The organism is Mycolicibacterium phocaicum (assembly GCF_010731115.1).
GTDB lineage: Bacteria > Actinomycetota > Actinomycetes > Mycobacteriales > Mycobacteriaceae > Mycobacterium > Mycobacterium phocaicum.
The window spans coordinates 5786438-5806686 of record NZ_AP022616.1; the positions used below are offsets into that span (position 1 = coordinate 5786438).

Sequence of the window (20249 nt, forward strand, 5' to 3'; positions counted from 1 at the left end):
ATGCAACGTGCACGCCGCCGCCCTGTAAATCGCATTGTGCGACACCTGTCCGTTTCCTCATGCGACATCTGCGGGACCTGAGGGCCACTGGATGTCCTGAACGCTCATGTGTGGGTTTCCGTGCTGGTCGTTTACAGCGACGGCCGCAGCCCGCCAAGGTGGAGGTATCCCGGTGAAGGTCCGGCGCCAGAAGAGGAAATATCAGTGTCACTTGATCCCAGAACCCCGGTGCTCGTCGGCTACGGCCAGGTCAACCAGTACGACGAGAACCCGGGTGGCGAGCCGGTCGACCTGATGGAGGCGGCGGCGCGAGAAGCCGCCGATGCGCGCGTCCTCGAGGCCGTCGACGCCGTGCGGATCGTCAACCTGCTGTCCGTCCGCTACCGCGATCCGGGCCTGTTGCTGGCGCAGCGCATCGGCGCCCCCGGCGCCGTGACGCGCTACACCCCGATCGGCGGCAACGTGCCGCAATCGTTGGTGAACCAGGCATGTCTGGACATCCAGCAGGGCCGCAGTGACGTGGTGCTGATCGCCGGCGGCGAGACCTGGCGGACGCGCACGCGGTTGAAGGCGCGCGGTGAGCGGTTGACCGGCACCGAGCAGGACCAGTCGGTGCCGCTCGCCCCCAGTGACCCCGAGTTCACCATGGCCGGGCCCGCCGAACTTCGGATCGGGCTGGTGGCGCCGTCGCATGTGTACCCGATGTTCGAGCAGGCGCTGCGGATCGCCGCGGGGGAGGCCCCGGAGGAGCACCGGCGCCGGATCGGCGAGTTGTGGGCGCGGTTCAGTCAGGTCGCCGCGGGCAATCCGCATGCGTGGAGCCGGGAGGCGGTGCCTGCCGAGCAGATCTGGCAGCCGGGTCCGGACAACCGGATGATCAGCTGGCCGTACACCAAGCTGATGAACTCCAACAACATGGTCGACCAAGGCGCGGCCCTGATCCTGACCTCGGTGGGCAAGGCGGAAGCCCTGCAGATTCCGAAGGAGCGCTGGGTCTTCCCGTACGCCGGCACCGACGCCCACGACACCTATCTCATCGGGGAGCGGGCGAGCTTCTCCGGTTCACCGGCGATCCGGATCGCGGGTCGCCGGGCATTGGAGCTGACCGGCCTCGGCATCGACGACATCGACACGGTCGACGTGTACTCGTGCTTCCCGTCGGCGGTGCAGGTCGCGGCCCGCGAACTGGGCCTGGGCCTCGATGATGCGGCGCGGCCGCTGACGGTGACCGGTGGTCTGACGTTCGCCGGCGGCCCGTGGAACAACTACGTGTCGCATTCGATCGCCACCATGGCCGAGCAGTTGGTGGCCAATCCGGGTCAGGTCGGCCTGATCACCGCCAACGGCGGGTACCTGACCAAGCACAGCTTCGGTGTCTACAGCACGCAGCCGCCTGCGCACGAATTCCGTTGGGAGGATGTGCAATCGGAGGTCGATGCCGAGCCGACGGTGGTGGCCGAGGACGACTGGTCGGGCACCGGCACCGTGGAATCCTGGACCACACCGGTCACCCGTGACGGCGTCCCCGAGAAGGTGTTCGTCTCGGTCCGCACACCCAGCGGTAGCCGGGCGCTGGCGGTGATCGCCGATGCCTCGCAAGCCGAGGCCAGCACTCGCGAAGACCTCGCCGGAGCTGCCGTGACCGTCAAACCGGACGGCACCGCCGGGCTGGAGTAAGCCGACAGCGAACAACGGTGCGCCGCAGGGAATAGATCGACGACCTCCCTCGCTGAATCTGTGCACTAGTGCCGACGTTGCCCGTCGCCCAGGTGTGCGATCTCAAAAGCATTGTCGGAGTTCGTGAAGGGATACCGAGATGGCTACCGACGCTGCGTCAGTTGGCTTCCACCCCGCCGCGGCCGCGATGCGCACTGGTGGTCGGACAAGACCACCGCGTTCGTGACCAGACTGCATCTGGCCGCGAAAGTGCGCCAGCCGGAGACATTCCGCCACAGAGCATTCGAGCAGGCCGCCACCGAACGCGAAATGTGGCGGCTCTGAGCCTTTTCGCCTGACGACATGACTCGCGTGCGTCATGCTGATTGTCTGTCCGTCGTCAGGAGGTAGCGGTGTCAGTGGCGTCCAACGTCGTCGTCGGCGTCAATGCGGTGTTCTTTGCGGGCATGGGCGTGCGGGCCCTGACCGCACCGGCGGAGATGTTGCGACCATTCGGAATCACCTTGGGCGAAGCGGCATCTCGGGCCGAGGTGCGGGCGGTCTATGGTGGTTTCGGATTGGCCATCGCGGCGATCCTCGGATACGCCATCGCGGCGCCGGAGCAGATCCGTATCGGCATCGTGGTCACCGTGAGCGTGGCCTTGCTCGGTATGGCATTCGGGCGGGTGTGCGCGGCGCTCGCCGGTGATCGAACGTCGTTCTACCCCAACCAGTTCTACGGCATCGTCGAAGTGATTCTGGCGGCGTCTCTGTTGTGGGCCGCATAGCGAACAAGACAAATGTCCCCGGCACGCCGTTGTGCCGGGGACATTTCTATTGCGCGGCCGGGGAAGCCGCGCAAATCTAGGGGGCCATGGTCAGCCAGTCGGGGAAGCCCGACGGGTCGTGGCGGCCGAGCGCACCGTGCTCGAACAGGCCCCAGCCTTCGGCGGGCGGCTTGTTGCCCTCATGGCACACCGCACGCCCGACGTGGTCGATGACGCCGAAGCCGGAGCGCGCGATGATCCCGGGGTCGGTCATGTCGTAGGTAAGGCGTTCGGTGAACTTCTCGCCCTTCCACATGCCGTGCAGCCAGTCGGCGTCACCGCCGTAGCCGCCGCCCACATGGATCGGCACCGGCAGCTTGGATTCCACATCGAAGCGGACCGGGGTGCCGTCCAGCGCCGTCGCCTCGATGGTGGCACCGGTGGGAATGCGGGTACCGGAGACGTAGTGGATCTTCACGCGCGGCCAGCCGAGCTGCTCGACGCGTCCGTCCTTCCAGACGCGGCTGCAGTCGTTGAGCGACCGGAAGCCGTCGGGAGCTTCCTGGATGATCATCACGAGCGAGAACTCCTCGAACGCGATCGGCACGTACAGCCACCACATGCCCTCGAAAGGTGGATCCGCCGGGCGCCCGGCCGGCTCGGCCTCACCGACGGGGCGGATGCCCCAGGACCGGTCACGCGAACCGATCCAGGTGTCCGGGCTGACCTTGATGTCTTCACCGTCGATGGCGAGGGTGCCGCTCCACGAACCCAGCTGAGCGAAGCGCTGCGCATTCAGCGTGACGCGGTTGCCCTGCCGCATGAGGTGCGGCTGTTCCTGCACCACGTCGAACAGGCCGTTCCACGTCAGGTCCGCGGCAATGCCCTCCGTCTCATCGAGCACGATGCGCACCTGGTGCAGCGGGTCGGTGACCTCGATGCGATAGCCGACGACGTGCTGGTTCAACCGGTCCTGGTCGATCGCGTCGGACAGGTGGACAGCGGTCTGGGTGTCACCGCGGCGGACGAGGAAGTAGGCGTCCTTCACCCCGAGGTTGGGGTAGTAGCCCATGCCGGTGATGACGAAGATGTCACCGGTGCGGTCGTGGGCGTTGAAGTAGCAGCGGTCGTAGAAGTTCCGGTCGCTGGATCCCGGCCACGCGATGGGCTGCGGGACCTGGTGGATCGGATATTCGTCCATGGGGCCGAGCATCAGGCGGTTCCTTCCAGGAGCTTCTCCAGCAGAGACTTGTGGTAGAAGAGCGATTCGAGGTCCTCGGGCTGTTCCATCTCGCCGAAGTGCACACGGCGGGCGCCGGTGCGCATGAATACGCAACACCACACGACGCCGGAGTAGATGTAGAACCAGTGCAGGTCGCCGACCTCGATGCCGGTGAAGTTCTTGTAGGCCGCGCGCACGTCCTCTTCGCGCAGCACGTCCGGCAGCCCGGGCAGCCCGGCCAGCCCGCCCAACTCCTGGAACACCTTGTGCGCGAAGATGATCCACGAAACGTCGAACTCGCGCGGGCCGACGGTGGCCATCTCCCAGTCCAGCACCGCGGACGGCCGGAAGTCCTGGTACATCACGTTGCCGATGCGCGAATCACCCCACACCAGAACCGATTCGGATGCCGCGACGTCCTCGGGGAAGTTCTCCTCGAGCCAGACGAGGGCGCGCTCGACCAGCGGCGAGCGGCCCAGGCCCGACGCCGCGAACTGGTACCAGTCCTTGAGCCAGCCGAAGTGCCGACGCAGTGCGGTGTCGCCGGGCGGGTCGATCTCTTGCAGGAAACCGAAGGTCTTTTCCGCATCGGGGATCGAGTGCAGCTTGGCGATGGCCTCGACCGTGCTGTCCTGCAGCGTGCGCTGCTGCTCCGGGGTGGCGTCGGCGAACCAGTTGCCGCCGAACGTGTACGGCATGACGTCCGGCGGGACCACGCCGTCGACGCAGTCCATCAGGAAGAACGGCGAACCGAGGACCTCTCCGGTGTTCTCCAGCCAGCGGACGCGGGGGACCGGGACGTCGGTGAGCTCGGCGGCCAGGCGCATGACGTCGAACTGGTGGTCCAGGCGGTAGGAGGAGAAGACGGGGACGTCTTCGGTGGTCGGCGCGACGCGGGCGACCCACTTCTGCTCCACCGGCGTGCCGTCCTCGGTCCAGCGGCCCGTGAGAATGATTGTCTCAGAGGACATTCCGTTGGAATCGATACCGCTCTCGACGGTGATGTCCGGCTTGATGCCGCCTTCCATCACTGTGGACAGCCACTGTGACAGGATGTCCGGAACTGTTGTCACATCGCGGCTGGAGCGCTGAATATGTTCGACGTTCGTTTCGACCGTGACGGAGCCTTCCGCCGGTTGGTTCGGCACTGAACCTTCCTTCCCGAGATAATTACGATACGATGCGTAGCGTTATGAAATCAGACCTGCAACCGGTTGACAAGCCCTCTGGCGCTGGACGACCTCGTGACCCACGGATCGACGCGGCAGTGCTGACCGCTGCCGCCGAACTGTTGCCTGAGGTCGGCTACGCCAATCTGACGATGGCGGCCATTGCCGAACGTGCGGGAACGACGAAGACGGCGCTGTACCGCCGGTGGTCGAGCAAGGCCGAGTTGGTGCACGAAGCGGCGTTCCCGACGACGCCGTCCGCACTGGACACTCCAGAAGGGGACATCGTCGGCGACATCCGCGCCATGATCGCCGCGGCGCGCGACGTGTTCACCAGCCCCGCGGTGCGGGCCGCGCTTCCGGGGCTCATGGCCGACATGAGCGCCGACGAGGAACTCAACGCCCGGGTCGTCGCGCGCTTCCACGGGCTGTTCGACGTGGTGCGGGTGCGGCTCGAGCACGGCATCGAGCGCGGCGAGGTCCAGGCTGACGTCGAACCCGAGCGGCTCATCGAAATCATCGGTGGCGCCACGATGTTGCGGATGCTGCTGCATCCCGAGAGCGAACTCGACGAGCTGTGGGTCGACGAGACGGCGGCCATCGTGACGCATGGTGTGATCAGCTGAGGTTGACGGTTTCGCTCGGAAGCTCTTGAACGCCAACGCCTTTGAATCACCATGCCAGTTGCCATGGACGTGATTTCGGTGTTGCCGCGCGCTGTTCTGAACACCGTCATCAGCGGCCCCCGGGCTGTTGGTAACGAATAGCGGTGGACGTCCACCGGGGCGGCGAGCACGAACACTCCTGCAATTGGGTTGCTTGGTTAGCGGTCTCGCGACGGTGCGTCGCCTACGATTGCTGGTGTGCCGGCTATGGATCGTCGCAGGATCATGATGATGATGGGCCTGGGCGCGGTTACCACAGTGCTGGGTGCCGCGAAGGCTGACGCCGACCCGCTGCCCGTTTTCCCAGGTCCGGTTACTGGTCCGGGGGCCGCGCCCGCTGCGCCCGCCGGCTCGTCGGCAGGCCCGGCGATGCTGTTCCGGGAGGAATTCAACGGCCCCGCGGGGGCACCGCCGGATCCGGCGTGGTGGTTCATCGTGCCTGAGCGCGAGGTCATCCGGAATCCCGTCGAATGGGACCAGCCCTACAACATGGGCCGTTACGTGACCGATCAGGAGCACGTGTTCCAGGACGGCAAGGGCAACCTCGTCATTCGGGCCACCCGTGGTCCGGGCGCGAACATTCAGGAGCGTTATGCAAGCGCCAAGGTGGTCGGAAACTGGCGCGGCGGGGTCGGCACCACCTGGGAGGCGCGGATCAAGCTGAACTGCCTGACCGACGGCGCCTGGCCGGCCTTCTGGCTGCTCAACGACGATCCGGCCCGCGGCGGTGAGGTCGACCTGGTCGAGTGGTATGGCAACAGAGACTGGCCATCGGGGACAACGGTGCACGCCCGGCTGGACGGCACGTCGTTCGCCACCGATCCGCACCCGATCGACAGCGGGTGGCATACCTGGCGGATGACCTGGCAGCCGACCGGCATGTACTTCTGGAAGGACTACGCGCCGGGGCAAGAGCCGTTTTTCACGGTGCCGGCCAATTCGTTGGACGACTGGCCCTTCAACGATCCGGGCTACACCTTGGCCCCGGTGTTCAACCTTGCTATCGGTGGCTCTGGCGGGCGCGAGCCCGCCGGCGGCAATTACCCCGCCGAGATGCTGATCGACTGGATTCGCGTCTTCTGATCAACGCGCCGACGGTGGTCGGTGTTGCCAGGTCTCTTTCTTTGGGCCGGCCCATGATCGCTGGCTCTTGCGGTACTGAGCGTGACGTGCGCGGGGAAGCCTTGGGTGCCATCGGTTTCGATCACCACCGCGCCAGAACCTGCGTCCACCTGTCCGGCATCGGCTGCGGATCGGCGATCACCACACCCGCAGCGCATACGCACGCCACGACGGATGCAGCGAACACTGTCGACGCCGTCATCAGGCGGCGCGCGGACACTCCAAATGCGGCCATGTATAGATCCCCCTGTGAAGACCAGTCCCAAGCCCCCCGGCTCGCTTGGTCTTTCACTCAATATCGCGAACAATCGCATAAGCCGACTGGCGCGTCAACCCGTACGCTCGCCGGCCAATGTGGGCAAACCAGATAGGTAATCTAGGAAAGTGCGCGGCACGGCGGCGACGGCAAAATGGGGGATAACGTGAGCGTGCATAGTGTCTAGGGATGGCAGCGGCCAGGATGGGCCTGGGATAAATGCGGCGTTGGCGCGCGCCAGCATCTTCCACGGCGTCGGGCCGGATGTTCTGGCCGCGGCGGTCGACCAACTTGACTGGGTGTCATTTCCGCAGAGGCACAACGTGTTTCGTGAGGGGGATGCCGGTGATCGGCTGTACATCATCACTTCCGGCAGAGTCAAAGTCGCATGCGCGAGCAGTCAGTCCGACAGCCTGATCGCCGTTCTTGGGCCCTCCGATGTTTTCGGTGAACTCGCCCTCCTCGACCCGGGCCCCCGCACATCGACCGTCACCACAATCACGGCCGTGCGCGCCGCGACGATGACCCGCACAGCACTGCGCTCCTGGATGAGCCAGGAACCCGAGGCGGTTGAACAGATGCTTCGTCTGCTGGCACGTCGTCTGCGCCGAACCACCAACAAGCTGTGCGATCAGACGTTCAACGACGTCCCCGGGCGCCTGGCCACACTGCTCCTCGACCTGGCCAACCGATTCGGAGAATCCGACCACGGGACACTGCGTGTCGACCATCAGCTTAACCAGATCGAACTTGCCCAACTCGCGGGCTCAACCCGTGAGTCGGCCAACAAGGCCCTTGCGACGTTTGTCGATCGGGGCTGGATTCGTATGCAAGGCAAGGCGATCTGCATTGTCGATCCAGCGGCTCTGGCCAAGCGCGCGAGATGATGTCGGGATGCGCGGGCGTGACCGGCTCGAGGCGGGTGCCTTGGTTATCGCCGAGCGGGTTCTGCCATCTAGTTGGCCGACAGCGCCCGCGACGGTCGCCAGGCCACAAATCCGACGACGAGCCCGAGGAACGGGATCGCGGCCAGAACCGTGCTGAGCGTCGCGCTGCCACCGGTGACCAGGGTGAAGTTCGACAGCACCAGCCACAGGCTGCCCAGCAGACCGAGCACCGCCAACGCCGGAGCGATGCGCGTCGTCCACAAATGGTCTGTCCTCAGCTCTCGGTTACGCAGGAAGAACACCAGCACTGCCACCGAAGTGGTCAGCATCAGTAGGACCATGCCGACCGTTGCGACGCCGGCCATCGAGCCGAACACCCCGACCAGCGGATCGATGCCGAGGATCGCCAGTAGGGCGACAATGATTGCGGCGGTGGCGGTTTGCACCAGCGAAGAGAACGACGGTGATTCGTGGTCGTCGTGCACGGTGGCCAGTCGTGCGGGCAGCAGGCCCTTGCCGGCCAACACGAACTGATAGCGCGCGATCACGTTGTGGAAGGACAGCACGCAGGCGAAAAGGCTGCTCAGCAGGAGCACGTTGACGATGTCGCGGCCCACGATGCCCAACATGTCGCCAGTGGTGTCCAGCAGCATATTGCCTTCGCCAGCAAGGGTTTTCTGCGCCACGGTGGCGACCTGATCCGGCCCGACGGCCACCACGAACGCCCACACCGTGATGGCGTAGAAGGCGCCGATGATGATCACCGCGGCGTAGGTGGCCCGCGGGATGGTCTGCTCGGGATCGCGGGCTTCATCGCGGAACACGGCGGTGGCCTCGAATCCGATGAACCCGGTGAGGGCGAACAGAATGGCGATGCCGAGGGTGCCCTGAGTGAAGGTGGCGGGTGCGAAGGACGTGAAAGTGACACCGGCCGGGCCGGGTTTGGCGACCATCACCGTGTCCAACACGACCACGATGCCGATCTCAAGGGCCAACGCCACGCCGAGGACCTTGGCGCTCAGCTCGATGTGCCGGTAGCCGAGCACGGCGACGATCACCAGCACGACGAATGAGTAGACGGGCCAAGCGATTACCGGCCCGTGATAGTGGGCGACGGTGTCAGAGATCGCCCATCCGATGTAGCCGTAGATGCCGACCTGGATGGCGGTATAGGCGATCAGCGCGACGACCGCGATGCCCTTGCCCATGCGCTCGCCCAGGCCGACGGTCACGTAGGAGAAGAACGCCCCGGCCTCGGGGACGTGTGGCGTCATGGTCACGAAGCCGACGCTGAAGACCAGTAGCACCAGGGCGGCGATCGCGAATCCCACGGGGGCGCCGGCGCCGTTGCCCAGGCCCATTGCCAACGGCATATTGCCGCCGATCACGGTCAGCGGGGCGGCAGCCGCGACCACCATGAAGACGATGCCGACGGGGCCCAGGCGCCCGGAAAGCCGCCGTTTCTCCGTCTCGGCCGGTGCAGTGGTCATGAAATCTCCTCGAGTGCAGAGGTATTGGGGTCCAAGGCGTGGCGCAGCAGATCGTGGTCGATGGCGTGGGCGGTGAAACCGTTGTGTCCGGTCATCGTGGTGGCGGCGACCATCGCGTTGACGATCGCCTCCTCGGTGGCCTCGATGGTGAGGTCGAACAGCCGGGTCATCAGCTGCGGTGCGACCATCCGCAGGGCCACCTCTGGGTGTGCAGTGGAGGCGTCCTCGTCCCACGCGTACGGCGGGATTCCACGGTTGCCTGTCGAGAACGCGAGCATCAGGTCACCGCTGTACTGCTCGCCGGTGCCGCCGAGGCGACCCACCGCCAGCGCCGAGCGTTGCGCCAATCGGGTGCACTGATGGGGGAGTAGCGGGGCGTCGGTGGCGATGATGACGATGATCGAGCCCGATCCCGGGGCGTACTGCTTGGGCAGGTCGGGCAGCGGCACTTGGCTGGCTCCGATGAGTTCGCCGACCGGCACGCCGTTGATCCGGAGGCGTTCCCGCCGGCCGTGGTTGGCCTGGACGAGGACCCCGACGGTGTACTGCCCGGCGGCTGTCTCGGTGCTGCGCGACGCCGTACCGATGCCACCTTTGAAGCCGTGGCAGATCATCCCGGTGCCGCCGCCCACGTTGCCCTCAGTGGGCGGTGCGGTGGACGCCGCCTCGAGCGCTTGGCGGGCGTGCTCGGGACGGACGTGAAAGCCGTTGATGTCGTTGAGGAGGCCATCGTAGGTTTCGCCGACGACCGGCAGTGACCAGTAGAGGCCTGCGCCACGGGCGCGGACCTGGGCGGCCACCAGTTCGTCGCGCACGACGCCGACGCTGTGGGTGTTGGTCAGCCCGATCGCGCTCGTGAGCTCGCCGGATTCGCGGATCCACTCCAGGCCGGTGAGTTCACCGCTGCCGTTGAGGCGGTGCGAACCGGCGAACAGCGGCTCGGTCCAGATGTCGTCATGCGGAACGACGACGGTGACGCCGGTGTTGACGCCGCCGTGCTTCAGGGTTGTGTGCCCGACCCGCACGCCTTTGACGTCGGTGATGGCGTTGGCCGGGCCGGTGGGATGTTCCCCGATGACCACGCCGAGATCTCTGGCACGCATTGCTTCTCCCGAGTTTTTTTCCTAATTGGAAAAGAACTATGCGCCCGCGTTCCACGTCTCGCAATAGAACGGGCAAGATTGGTGCCATGGCCCGGCCCAACAAGCAGGAGGAGCGGCGTCGCGAGATCATGGACGCCGCGATCGCACTGATCGAGCGACACGACCTGGCCACCCTCAAACTGGCCGATGTCGCCGAGGAGCTGGGGCTCACCACCAACGCGGTGCGGTACTACTTCAAAGACATGACGCAGTTGCTCTCCGAGCTGGCGCTGCGCTCCGACGTGCGGTTCTACGACGCGCGGCTTGAGTTGCAGCGGTCATCGGCCGACGTCCGCGAGCAGCTGGTGATGACGATGGCTGCCGGCCTGCCCACTGGGCCCGAGGACGCCGAGTGGCGTGCGATCTGGCGGGCCGTGCTGTCGGCCGGCTTCGAGCTTGACCGGCGCAGCGACGTGCAGGGCATTTATCACCGGCAGGTCGGCCTTTACGCCGATCTACTGTCGGGCGGCCAGGAGAGCGGGGTGTTCCGGTTGCTGCACCCGGCGCGTGATATCGCCATGACCTTGATGTCGATGGAGGACTACTTCGGCTACCGGATCGCCGCACGCGATCCGGATCTGAGCCGGACGACGGCGCTGCGGCTGATGCGCCAGTATGCGGAGCTTGTGGTCGGAGTGCCGCTTCCCGAAATCGACTGAGCTGCAGGCCGATTACTGGTCGGCGAACTGCTCATTCGGCTGGATCCTTTGTTGCCACCACGGGTTCAGAACATCGCCATCCGGGCCCAAATGCCCGGCTGTTGCTGAGACGTCATGCCCTGTTCCTTTCAGGGTGGCGTCGGAGTTCGCGTCGACTGCAAATGTTGCCGCCGTTCGTGATTGGGCTCTTTTGGTCGGTGTCGTGGTACCGGGAGTCCACCGCTGTCGAGTCGGGACTCGTGGTGCGTGGTGCCGAGTCGAGGAGCTGGTCGCGCACGGCGGGCGCCACCGCTATGAGCGCGGTGGTGAGTTCGCGGACGCTCTGGTCGTGAACGAGGCTCAGCCAGTCGAGGTCTGCGTCGACGGCGCGGGCGTAGCCGCTGTCGGTGTCGAAGTACTCGACTCGAACACCGAAGAATTCGGCCAACATCTCCACAGTCCGAGCGGACGGCCCGCTGCGAACCCCGCTGCGTAGTTGCGACAGGTAGGGCGCGGACAGCCGGTATCCGCGGCCGGCCAGCGCCTCCGTCACCTCGACATTGCGATAGGGGCCGCGCCCGGGCGGGTAGACAACTGCGAATAATCGATTCAACCGTTCGGTGAACGCGTCGACATCGACCGACATTCCGCGGTGCTTCCTGGCAGCCATGAACTCTCCCGGATTTGATTGTGGTGCAGGGACTTACGATCCATCGCCCGCTCGGCGGGAGGGGCTGGTTGGGTGGCGTGCAAGCGCCTGGTGATGACCGCCCGGGGGTGCGGCATCGGGGTTGACTGCTGGTTCGGTGGAGCCGCAGACGGTACTCCACGGACTGCGGCGCCGCCGCAACGCGGCCCGAGCCGAGCACGTCGTCGGATCCGCTACGGCACCATACGCGGCACCAGAACGCCATGACGCTGGCACACCTGTTGTCGCGGAAGGTGTTTCATCGATGATCTGCGGTCCGAGTCAACGCCGGGATCGCGATCTGTCTACGAAGTGTGGCTGCCACATGTGGTGGTTGGAAGAAGGGTTTGGTTGTGCGAACCGCAACTAACTGGCTACTGTGCGAAACCGCGCTCGCATCCGATGGCGGCGTCGTCGTCATCGAAGATGCTGGAACGGCAAATGTTTCAGACACATACGTGCACGCCGAAATCGCGCCCGCCCCAGAGGCCGTACACAGGGCGTTGTGGGTGCACACCATGAATGTCCACGAATGCGACGTCGTCGGCCGACGCGTATACGTACGCGTACTCTCCGGTTCGGACGCCGGCGGCCTCGGTGTCCTCGCCTTCGATGGGCACCTGAACATTGCCAGCGGAATCGTGGCGACCGGCGAACTCCGAAACCCAGACCGCCAGCTACTTGTTGGGCCGCCGGGAGTGATACGCGTCAGCGTGTTCGTCGCCCACGACATCGACGCTGTCTATTTCGATGACTCCGGCGTCAGCTACCCCGCATCAGGGCCCAGTGAGATCACCCTGTTGCTGCACGGTGTGTCCTGGCACACCCGCGCCGTCAACAGCACGCGGTGGAGCCGCATCTCGTGGCGGCGTGGCCGCAGAGGTGTCCCGCCAGGCCTGCCGCCCGTTGTGACCTAGATCACCGTTCGGTTTTGCTGCTGATTCCCGACTACACCTTGCACAGGCTCGTCATCGGCGACGGGTGTGCGGAGGTCGGTCTGCTGGACGGGGGATGTGGTCATGGGTGATTTCTCACCGACGAAGGTGAAGCAAGCGCCGCGGGCGTCGGCGCCTTCCGGGAGCTGACGTCGATGACTGAACTATCACGCAACCGCCCTTTTGGGCCGGACACCCATCAGGATTGGGCCCCGTACTCCGACCTGGTGCAAGCGGCGGAGGCGTACCTGCGCGATCCGGCGATCGCGCTGGAAGCGTTGTACCGGGTGATGGATCCCTCCGCGATCAAGGCGTTCGTCATGGAACGCACGCTCGAAGAGAAGGATTCGCGTGAATCGTTGTACCAAGAGGTTGCGGTGACCGACGGCCGGACATTGCTGCTGTGGATGGGCGACGATGAACTCACCGACGACGACGATCCCGAGCCTGGCGAACCCTTGCTGACATCGACGCTGCGCTCGATTCCGTTGTCCGCGTTGACTGACCGCAATCTCAAGGTCGGGTACCGCATCGATCACCGTGGCGGACGGTCGCTGCACAGTGTGGAACTGCGGCTGGTGACCACGACGACCGACTACGCCCTCGCCAAGACCCCGTCGAGGACCGAGTCTTTCAGCGAGGAGCTGCTGTTCACGAAGTCTGTGACCGACGGCGGACGAGCGCAGATGGAACGGCTGATTCAGTTCGGAAGGGTGCTAGCCGCACATGGCTGATTGGGCATCGCACAGACATCTTCAGCAGGCGGTAATGCTCGGCGTCCGTAATCCCGAAGCGGCGCTGAACAACTTGCGCGCCTTCATCAACTTCGACACTGCCTACTCATTCGTGCTCACGCAGCGCCCCGCATGGCAAGAAGTCGCGGTCACCGACGGTCGACGATTGATCCTGTGGCACGGCTCTGACACTGAATGCGCCGGCCACGATGATCGGTTGCCGCACCCGATGTTCCAGTCCTCGGTGCGGACGGTGCTGTTGTCGCGGCTCAGTGATCAGGCCGTGCACACCGACTACGACGTCATGCCTGACGGCTCTCACGAGCTGGTGTCGGTACGCCTGCGGCTGTACACGCCGATAGTCAACAGCACGACCCGAACCACTCCCGAGGACAGTCAGCACTACGTCGAGTGCTACCTCTTCGACAAGAACGCAGACGACGGTCAGGAAGAAATGGAACGACTTCTCGAATTTGCGGCCGCACTGTCGATTTCGACCAGTGCGTGACGGGCCGCCAGGCGTGACAGGGCCTGACGCCGCCGATATCACCCGAAGAGCCTAGGAGGTCAATGTGTTTCGGGACGTGCCGAGGATTCTGCAGTGTCTCGCATCGATACCGATGGTGTTGTGGACCGTGATCACCACAGCCGCTCGCAAACCGGGAGAAGCGGCCGACCGGAGAAGTCCGCACGATTCTGGGCAGTACTTCGCGGACGATCCATGGGTGGATTGAGCAGCATCGGTCACCGCTCGGCATGAGGCGCGGTCGTGCGGGGGTCGAGAGAGAGTGAATGCGGCTGTGAAAAGAGGAGACGTGGCGGCACGAACGGCGGCGAACAAGCTGCTGTGCGACATCATGATCGCACCCGACCGCGGCGTCGTAGTCGTTGAAGATGCTGGGGTACAGGGGATTACGGGCACCTATATACAGGCCGATATCGACCCCGAACCCGCGCCGGTGCAGCAGGCACTGTGGGTACGAACCATGAGTGCCGGCGAGTGCGACGTCGTCGGCCGGTTGATCCGGGTCCGCGTGTTCTCTGGCTGGGACACCGGAGGGCTTGGTGTCCGCGCATTTGATGGCCGGCTCAATATCGCCAGCGGGCTGTTGGCCATCGGTGACCGCCGTAATCCCGAGCGTCAACTGCTGGTAGGTCCATCTGGTGTGATCGGTGTCAGCGTGTTCGTGGGCCACGACGTCGACACCACCTGTTTCGACGAATCCGGTATCGGTTACCCACCATCGGGTCCCAGCGAGGTCACCGTGCTGCTGCACGGAGATTCGTGGCACACATACACGTTGCGCAACACGGTCGATCGGTGGCGGATCCGGTGCTAGCAGTTCTGTGGCAGCTGAGACCGACGTGACGTAGGGCTGCGGTTGGGCTGAGCGAGATCGACCCCAGAGCTCAGGGCAGTGTGCTATTGAAAGTCATGCTGCCGAAAATCTCTCTCGCCCCGGCCTTGGCGTTGTTGGTGGCCGTGCCGCAAGCGCACGCCGATCGCCCGGAACCGGTGCCGCTGTACGGCAGCTACGACACGTTTCTCGATCATTCGCGTCAGACGTTCAATGGGCGCCCGGATACATCGGACCCGTCGACCCAGGCGGCCCTGTTCCGGACCGTGTGCGACGCCGGCGGTTGTGTTGCGCACTGGCTGAGAGTGACTGAGCTCAAAGAGAATCCGAATGCGCCGGCGCTGTTCGACTATCGGTGGACGGGTGACCGCTGGGAATCATCGGGAGACTACCCGTTCCATTGCGGCCCGAATGGCGTTGCGGTGACGGCATTCCGGTCCGATTTCCTGAAGCCCAATGGTGACGGCAGTTTCACCGGGGAGCGGACGTTCACCGTGGCAGCGCCGGGCTGCCCCGGTGACGGGGCCGGAACCTACTGGTTGCTATTCACCCTGACGCCGACCTAGTCGGCTGGATTGGCCGTTCGGGCTCGGACGTGTTGCTGCGCTGCCGTCGACCGGCGATCAATGCGGCGACGCCGGCAATGGTGAGGATCGACAGTGCCGTGATGTCGAAGGCAGGCCGGCCGCCAAGATCCCGGTCGATCACGTGTGACACGACGTGGAGCGCTTCGAACGCGATGAAGCCGCCGAGCGCTACCTCTACGGGCGACCGCCGAGCCGCGGCCAGCAACATCGCCACTCCGACGCCGATCTGCAGGACGCCCGCGTCATGCAGGAAGTGGCGGTTGTAGGGCTCGAACGGTGCGAGAACCTCGAAGAACGACATCGGTGCGACGAACGCCCAGATACCCAGGGCCAGCGTGATCAAGCCGAGGATCGCGCAGGTGACCAATACGATCCGCAACGGTGTCTGCGTCGTCATTCCTCGAGACTAAGCGCGCAATGGCCCAGTGTCAGGCGCCATTGCGTGACCAGAATCGGGTACCACTTACGTCGGGCGGCCGGCCGCGGCGGCGATGGCCCGTACCCCGGTGTCGATCTGTGATTCCGTGAGGTTGGCGTAACCGAGAATCAATCCCGCTGGAGCGCAGGCAGGTTCGGTGTAGCACCACGAGAGCGGATCGATGCGCACCCGCTGGTTGGCGGCCTTGCGCACGATGTCGTCGACATCGCAGTCTGTGGGCAGACGCACCGTGAGATGGACACCGGCGGCGGCACCGAGCACCGAGGCTTCTGGCAGGTGTTCGCGCAGCGCCCGCAGCAGGCAGTTGCGCCGGGCCAGATAGCGGCGACGCATGAGCCGCAGATGCCGGTCGTAGTCGCCGGACCGGAGCAGGGTCGCGAAGGCGAGTTGATCCATGACGGAACTACCAGTATCGGCAAGACTTTTCGCCGATACGACGGGGCCGACAAGGTCCGGGGGCAGGACCATCCAACCGAGCCGCAAGCCGGGGGCCAGCGTTTTGCTCACCGAGCCGAGGTAGACGACGCGGTCGGGAGCCAGGGCATGCAGCGCGCCGACGGGTGCGCGGTCGTAGCGGTATTCGGCGTCGTAGTCATCCTCGATGACGAGATTGCCCGCCCGCGCCCATTCGAGCAGCGCGGTGCGGCGGGCGGGGGACAGCACGACGCCGGTCGGGGATTGATGGGCCGGGGTTGCCAGCACCGTCGATGCCGCGGTGTTCGCGAGTGCCGTGACGTCGAGTCCGTCGTCGTCGACCGGGATGGGGACGGGATCAACGCCGTGGTGGCGGAAAACAATGCGGTGCAAACAGAATCCGGGATCCTCCATCGCGATGGTGCGATGTCGTAGCACCTGAGCCAGTAGCGCGACGGCCTGCGTCGCTCCGGAACACAACACGACGCGCTGCGGATCGGCCAGCACGCCACGGGTGCGCCGCAGGTAGTCCGACACCGCGGCGCGGGCGTCCGGTAGGCCCTTGGGGGAGGCGTATCCGAGCGACGGGGATTCGATGGAGGACAGCCCCTGACGCAGCGCGCGCAGCCAGCCGTGCCGGGGGAAGCTCGACAGGTCGGGCACGCCGGGTGCGAAGTCGATGTCGAATGTTCGGCGGTCTGGACTCGACGGATGCGACACCCTGGTGGTCGTGTCGACAGCGGCAACCGTTGTGCCAGAGCCTTGTTGGCTCTGCAGGAAGCCCTCGGCGACGAGCTGGCTGTACGCGTCAACGACGAGGCGTCGCGACACCTGGAGGTCTGCGGCGAGCACGCGACTGGAGGGCAGTCGGGTTTTCGGTGTGAGCCGACCGGTCCGGATCGCGTCCCGTAGGCCGTCGGTCAGCTGGCGATGCAGCGCGTCGGCACCACTGGTTCGGTCCAGCTCGATGAGCAGCTCCGGACCTGAAGTGGTACCCGATTCAACTGAAATATTGGTTCCTAACTTGCGTCCAATGGCGACCTAACATGAGGCTATACCGCAGCCGCCGTGCGCTGGTGACGGAATCGAGGAGAACGCGTCGTGAGAATTCTGAAGCGCATCTGGGTACACCTTGCGGTCCTGGCGAAGTCCCGCCAAAACCGTTGGGACCTCCCGGGTTGGCTGATCCGACGTCCGCTCATCGCGGCAGCGAATGGGCTCTACGAAATGGCGCTGTTGTTCAGTGGTCGGGCGCCCACCGAACTGAAGCTGCTCGCGGGGATCAAGGCGGCGATGTTGACGCACTGCGAATTCTGCATCGACATTTCGGACACCCTCGGCCGGAGTGAGGGGTTCTCGGAGGAGAAACTGATCGCCTTGGTGAACTACCGCGACAGCGATGTGTTCACTCACCTTGAGAAGCTCTGCATTCAATTCGCCGAAGAGATGTCTCGCACGCCTGCGATCCTCTCCGAAGGCTTGCGTGAGGAGCTGCTCACGCACCTCAGCAAGGCGCAGCTGATGGAGATCGCTGCGGAAGTCGCTTGGGAGAACCAGCGTGGTCGCCTAAACCAGGGGCTGGGTATTCGGCCGATGGACACGGCGGACGGAACGCTGTGCCTGATCCCGCAGCCCGAGCTCCGAAGGGGCACAGACGATTCCGTCGCGTGACGGCTTGGCCGTCGCGGCCTCACGTTGGCGGGGCGCGCAGGGCCTTCATACTCGAACTCGCGGAGCGTCTGCGCCGAGTGAACGTTCACGAGGCATTTTCGGTTACGCTCTGGCCCAGGTGATTTCGCGTCGCGACAGCCGAGCCCGGCGCGGGGAAGGTTCCGCCTCTTCGCTCGGCGAGCGCCCCGCCGGGCCCAGAGCCGTCATCGATGTCACCTCCCACTCGGCCGGGACATCGAACTCGCGCGCGACAGCGTCACGATCGAAGGCCCGGAACTGGTGTGCACCGAGACCCATGAGGAGTCCCTGAATCGTCATGTGCGCCACGGCCTGTCCGAGGTCGTATCGCGCGAATTCAGAGAACTCCCAGTCGGTGTCTTCGACGAGGATGTGAGCCAGATTCACGACCAGCAGTGCGGCATCGAGAGCCCAGCGCGCCGAGCTGGGGGCGAGGTGTTTCGCGATCCGCGAGTGGACCGGGTCGTCCCGGCGACCCACGATGAACATCCACGGTTGCGAGTTCCCTGCCGATGGCGTCAACCGGGCGGCCTCGAGTAGCACGTCGACCTGTGCTTCACTCAGGAACGCGGTTCGATCGAACGAAACCGGGCTGAACCGCTCCACCAGGAGGGGATGAACTCCGTCAGCCGCGGCATTGTCACACTCGGTCACACCAGCATCATGAGCGGAAACGCCTTGTTTCACAACCAATGTGGCCTGCTGCAGACTAGTGATGCCCGTTGGAGCCGTTGGGCGAGATCTCGTTCCTGGTACTCCTTGAGGGCGGTGAGTGCCTTGTGCTCGGCGGCGTGTTCGGCGTCGGCGAGGGCGGCTTGTTCGACGGCGGAGTCGGCGAACAGGAAGCTGCCGGTGCCGGGGGAGCCGGCGGAGCCGAGCTTGTTCATGCGTTTGGGCAGTGCGGCGCCCTGGTATTCCAGCGGGATGGGGTGGCCGTGGTCGTCGACCGGGCCCAGGGGCTGGTGCAGCTCGACATAGGCGCCGTGGGGCAGGCGCTTGATGATGCCGGTCTCGATGCCGTGTTCGAGGCCGGCGCGGTCGCTGCGCTGCAGGCCTACACACCAGCGGTAGGTGAGGTAGTAGACGATGGCGGGCAGGACGACCATGCCGATGCGGCCGATCCAGGTGGTGGCGTTGAGGGAGATGTCGAACTTGAGCGCGATGATGTCGTTCATCGCGGCCAGGGTGAGCACCATGTAGAACGCGATGGCCATGGCACCGATGGCGGTGCGGACCGGCACGTCACGCGGACGCTGCAGCAGGTTGTGGTGGGCATGATCGCCCGTAACCCTGGCTTCGATGAAGGGATAAGCGACGAGCAACGTGAAGACCAGACCCATGATCAATGCCACCGCGACCACAGCGGGGATGGTGTGGCCGAAGGGGTAGAACTCCCAGGCCGGCCAGATGCGGGCGAGGCCTTCGGTCCACATCATGTAGAAGTCGGGCTGGCTGCCGGCGGACACCTGCGAGGGCTTGTAGGGGCCGAGTTCCCAGATGGGGTTGATCTGCAGCAGACCACCCATGATGCCGAGGACTCCGGTGACCATGGCGAAGAACGCGCCGGATTTGACGGCGAAGACCGGCATGACGCGGACACCGACGACGTTCTTCTCCGTGCGGCCGGCACCCGGGAACTGGGTGTGCTTGCCGAACCACAACAAGATCAGGTGCGTGGCGACCAGCCCCAAAATAATTGCGGGAATGATCAATACGTGGAGCGCGTACATACGCGGGATGATGGTCTGCCCGGGAAAGTCGCCGCCGAACAGGGCCCAGTGCATCCAGGTGCCGATGACCGGGATGCCCAGGGTGATCGAGGACAGCGCGGCGCGCAGACCGATACCGGACAGCAGATCGTCGGGCAGCGAGTAGCCGAAGTAACCCTCGAACATGGCCAGGATCAGCAGCAACGCACCCGTCACCCAGCTGGCTTCGCGTGGGCGCCGGAAGGCTCCGGTGAAGAACACCCGTGCCATGTGCACCATGATCGATGCGGCGAACATCAGCGCGGCCCAGTGGTGAATCTGGCGGACGAACAGGCCACCGCGGACCTCGAACGAGATCTCCAGGGCGGATTCGTAAGCGCGCGACATCTGCACGCCGCGCAGCGGCTGGTAGACGCCGTTGTAGATGACCTCAGTCATCGACGGGTCGAAGAACAACGTCAGGTACACGCCAGTGAGCAGCAGGACCACAAAGCTGTACATGGCGATCTCGCCGAGCAGGAAGGACCAGTGCGTCGGGAAGACCTTGTTCAGCTGCCGGCGCACCGCCCCCGACGGGTGGTACCGCGAGTCGATCGCATTCCCCTGGACGGCAGGGGGATTCGACGCCCGCGACTGTCGTTGCGTTCGCATGACCGAGCCGGCCTTCATGTCCTGCCTCCTT

23 protein-coding genes are annotated in these 20249 nt (G+C 65.1%); 13 read left to right on the forward strand and 10 right to left on the reverse strand.

The annotated features are described in order from the left end of the window. The first annotated feature begins 204 nt into the window (after positions 1 to 204). From G6N46_RS27855 to G6N46_RS27865, 3 genes are all read left to right on the forward strand, one after another. Complete coding sequence (locus G6N46_RS27855; RefSeq protein WP_138249957.1) at positions 205 to 1677, forward strand: acetyl-CoA acetyltransferase; 1473 nt, start codon at positions 205 to 207, stop codon at positions 1675 to 1677. A gap of 123 nt (positions 1678 to 1800) precedes the next feature. After that, complete coding sequence (locus G6N46_RS27860; RefSeq protein ID WP_138249956.1) at positions 1801 to 2001, forward strand: hypothetical protein; 201 nt, start codon at positions 1801 to 1803, stop codon at positions 1999 to 2001. A gap of 74 nt (positions 2002 to 2075) precedes the next feature. After that, the gene (locus tag G6N46_RS27865; RefSeq protein WP_082762067.1) at positions 2076 to 2444 is read left to right on the forward strand and encodes a DUF4345 domain-containing protein; all 369 of its coding nucleotides are present in this window, start codon (positions 2076 to 2078) and stop codon (positions 2442 to 2444) included. 76 nt (positions 2445 to 2520) lie between these two features. Here the strand turns inward: G6N46_RS27865 and G6N46_RS27870 are convergent, their stop codons facing one another. Next, on the reverse strand, positions 2521 to 3636 hold the full coding sequence (locus G6N46_RS27870) for an Rv3169 family protein (RefSeq protein ID WP_061006343.1): 1116 nt from the start codon (positions 3634 to 3636) through the stop codon (positions 2521 to 2523). Beyond that, complete coding sequence (locus G6N46_RS27875; RefSeq protein WP_138249955.1) at positions 3636 to 4793, reverse strand: phosphotransferase family protein; 1158 nt, start codon at positions 4791 to 4793, stop codon at positions 3636 to 3638. The genes G6N46_RS27870 and G6N46_RS27875 overlap by 1 nt, the downstream gene beginning before the upstream one ends. A 44-nt stretch (positions 4794 to 4837) precedes the next feature. Between G6N46_RS27875 and G6N46_RS27880 the strand changes: the two genes are divergently transcribed. Both G6N46_RS27880 and G6N46_RS27885 read left to right on the forward strand, forming a co-directional pair. Then, positions 4838 to 5440: a TetR/AcrR family transcriptional regulator gene (locus G6N46_RS27880; RefSeq protein ID WP_138249954.1), complete on the forward strand. Its 603-nt coding sequence runs from the start codon at positions 4838 to 4840 to the stop codon at positions 5438 to 5440. A gap of 246 nt (positions 5441 to 5686) precedes the next feature. Continuing rightward, positions 5687 to 6562, forward strand: a complete 876-nt coding sequence (locus G6N46_RS27885; protein ID WP_138249953.1) for a glycoside hydrolase family 16 protein — start codon at positions 5687 to 5689, stop codon at positions 6560 to 6562. 121 nt (positions 6563 to 6683) lie between these two features. Here the strand turns inward: G6N46_RS27885 and G6N46_RS27890 are convergent, their stop codons facing one another. Next, positions 6684 to 6836 carry a hypothetical protein gene (locus G6N46_RS27890; RefSeq protein WP_163693079.1) on the reverse strand — a complete coding sequence of 51 codons (153 nt, stop codon included), beginning with the start codon at positions 6834 to 6836 and terminating at the stop codon, positions 6684 to 6686. A gap of 236 nt (positions 6837 to 7072) precedes the next feature. Between G6N46_RS27890 and G6N46_RS27895 the strand changes: the two genes are divergently transcribed. After that, positions 7073 to 7744, forward strand: coding sequence for a Crp/Fnr family transcriptional regulator (locus G6N46_RS27895; protein WP_163693259.1), 672 nt, complete (start codon positions 7073 to 7075; stop codon positions 7742 to 7744). A gap of 68 nt (positions 7745 to 7812) precedes the next feature. Here the strand turns inward: G6N46_RS27895 and G6N46_RS27900 are convergent, their stop codons facing one another. Then, positions 7813 to 9234 carry an APC family permease gene (locus G6N46_RS27900; protein ID WP_138249951.1) on the reverse strand — a complete coding sequence of 474 codons (1422 nt, stop codon included), beginning with the start codon at positions 9232 to 9234 and terminating at the stop codon, positions 7813 to 7815. Continuing rightward, positions 9231 to 10337, reverse strand: a complete 1107-nt coding sequence (locus G6N46_RS27905; RefSeq protein WP_138249950.1) for a DmpA family aminopeptidase — start codon at positions 10335 to 10337, stop codon at positions 9231 to 9233. Before G6N46_RS27905 ends, G6N46_RS27900 begins: the two co-directional genes overlap by 4 nt. An 86-nt stretch (positions 10338 to 10423) precedes the next feature. On the opposite strand from G6N46_RS27905, the gene G6N46_RS27910 reads away from it, so the two are divergent. Beyond that, positions 10424 to 11035: a TetR/AcrR family transcriptional regulator gene (locus tag G6N46_RS27910; protein ID WP_110767723.1), complete on the forward strand. Its 612-nt coding sequence runs from the start codon at positions 10424 to 10426 to the stop codon at positions 11033 to 11035. 112 nt (positions 11036 to 11147) lie between these two features. Here G6N46_RS27910 and G6N46_RS27915 read toward each other — a convergent pair whose 3' ends face one another. Beyond that, positions 11148 to 11684: a helix-turn-helix transcriptional regulator gene (locus tag G6N46_RS27915; protein ID WP_174814097.1), complete on the reverse strand. Its 537-nt coding sequence runs from the start codon at positions 11682 to 11684 to the stop codon at positions 11148 to 11150. 536 nt (positions 11685 to 12220) lie between these two features. Between G6N46_RS27915 and G6N46_RS27920 the strand changes: the two genes are divergently transcribed. The 5 genes from G6N46_RS27920 (at position 12221) to G6N46_RS27940 (ending at position 15295) form a co-directional block, all read left to right on the forward strand. Then, positions 12221 to 12619 carry a hypothetical protein gene (locus G6N46_RS27920; protein ID WP_133428278.1) on the forward strand — a complete coding sequence of 133 codons (399 nt, stop codon included), beginning with the start codon at positions 12221 to 12223 and terminating at the stop codon, positions 12617 to 12619. A gap of 173 nt (positions 12620 to 12792) precedes the next feature. Further along, positions 12793 to 13371, forward strand: a complete 579-nt coding sequence (locus tag G6N46_RS27925) for a hypothetical protein (protein ID WP_133428279.1) — start codon at positions 12793 to 12795, stop codon at positions 13369 to 13371. Then, positions 13364 to 13879 carry a hypothetical protein gene (locus G6N46_RS27930; protein ID WP_133428280.1) on the forward strand — a complete coding sequence of 172 codons (516 nt, stop codon included), beginning with the start codon at positions 13364 to 13366 and terminating at the stop codon, positions 13877 to 13879. Before G6N46_RS27925 ends, G6N46_RS27930 begins: the two co-directional genes overlap by 8 nt. Positions 13880 to 14186: 307 nt before the next feature. Continuing rightward, positions 14187 to 14711 carry a hypothetical protein gene (locus G6N46_RS27935; RefSeq protein ID WP_061006355.1) on the forward strand — a complete coding sequence of 175 codons (525 nt, stop codon included), beginning with the start codon at positions 14187 to 14189 and terminating at the stop codon, positions 14709 to 14711. Positions 14712 to 14806: 95 nt separating this feature from the next. Next, on the forward strand, positions 14807 to 15295 hold the full coding sequence (locus tag G6N46_RS27940; protein WP_061006356.1) for an MBOE_33420 family protein: 489 nt from the start codon (positions 14807 to 14809) through the stop codon (positions 15293 to 15295). Here the strand turns inward: G6N46_RS27940 and G6N46_RS27945 are convergent. After that, positions 15276 to 15713, reverse strand: a complete 438-nt coding sequence (locus tag G6N46_RS27945) for a hypothetical protein (RefSeq protein ID WP_061006357.1) — start codon at positions 15711 to 15713, stop codon at positions 15276 to 15278. The two genes, G6N46_RS27940 and G6N46_RS27945, sit on opposite strands and share 20 nt — an antisense overlap. A gap of 66 nt (positions 15714 to 15779) precedes the next feature. Further along, positions 15780 to 17204 carry a MocR-like pyridoxine biosynthesis transcription factor PdxR gene (gene pdxR, locus G6N46_RS27950; protein WP_322790408.1) on the reverse strand — a complete coding sequence of 475 codons (1425 nt, stop codon included), beginning with the start codon at positions 17202 to 17204 and terminating at the stop codon, positions 15780 to 15782. A gap of 66 nt (positions 17205 to 17270) precedes the next feature. On the opposite strand from pdxR, the gene G6N46_RS27955 reads away from it, so the two are divergent. Next, positions 17271 to 17840: a carboxymuconolactone decarboxylase family protein gene (locus tag G6N46_RS27955; RefSeq protein ID WP_135357279.1), complete on the forward strand. Its 570-nt coding sequence runs from the start codon at positions 17271 to 17273 to the stop codon at positions 17838 to 17840. A gap of 102 nt (positions 17841 to 17942) precedes the next feature. Here G6N46_RS27955 and G6N46_RS27960 read toward each other — a convergent pair whose 3' ends face one another. Continuing rightward, on the reverse strand, positions 17943 to 18512 hold the full coding sequence (locus G6N46_RS27960; RefSeq protein WP_061006360.1) for a nitroreductase family protein: 570 nt from the start codon (positions 18510 to 18512) through the stop codon (positions 17943 to 17945). Positions 18513 to 18541: 29 nt separating this feature from the next. Then, positions 18542 to 20218, reverse strand: a complete 1677-nt coding sequence (qcrB, locus tag G6N46_RS27965; protein ID WP_163693261.1) for a cytochrome bc1 complex cytochrome b subunit — start codon at positions 20216 to 20218, stop codon at positions 18542 to 18544. Positions 20219 to 20249 lie beyond the last annotated feature (31 nt).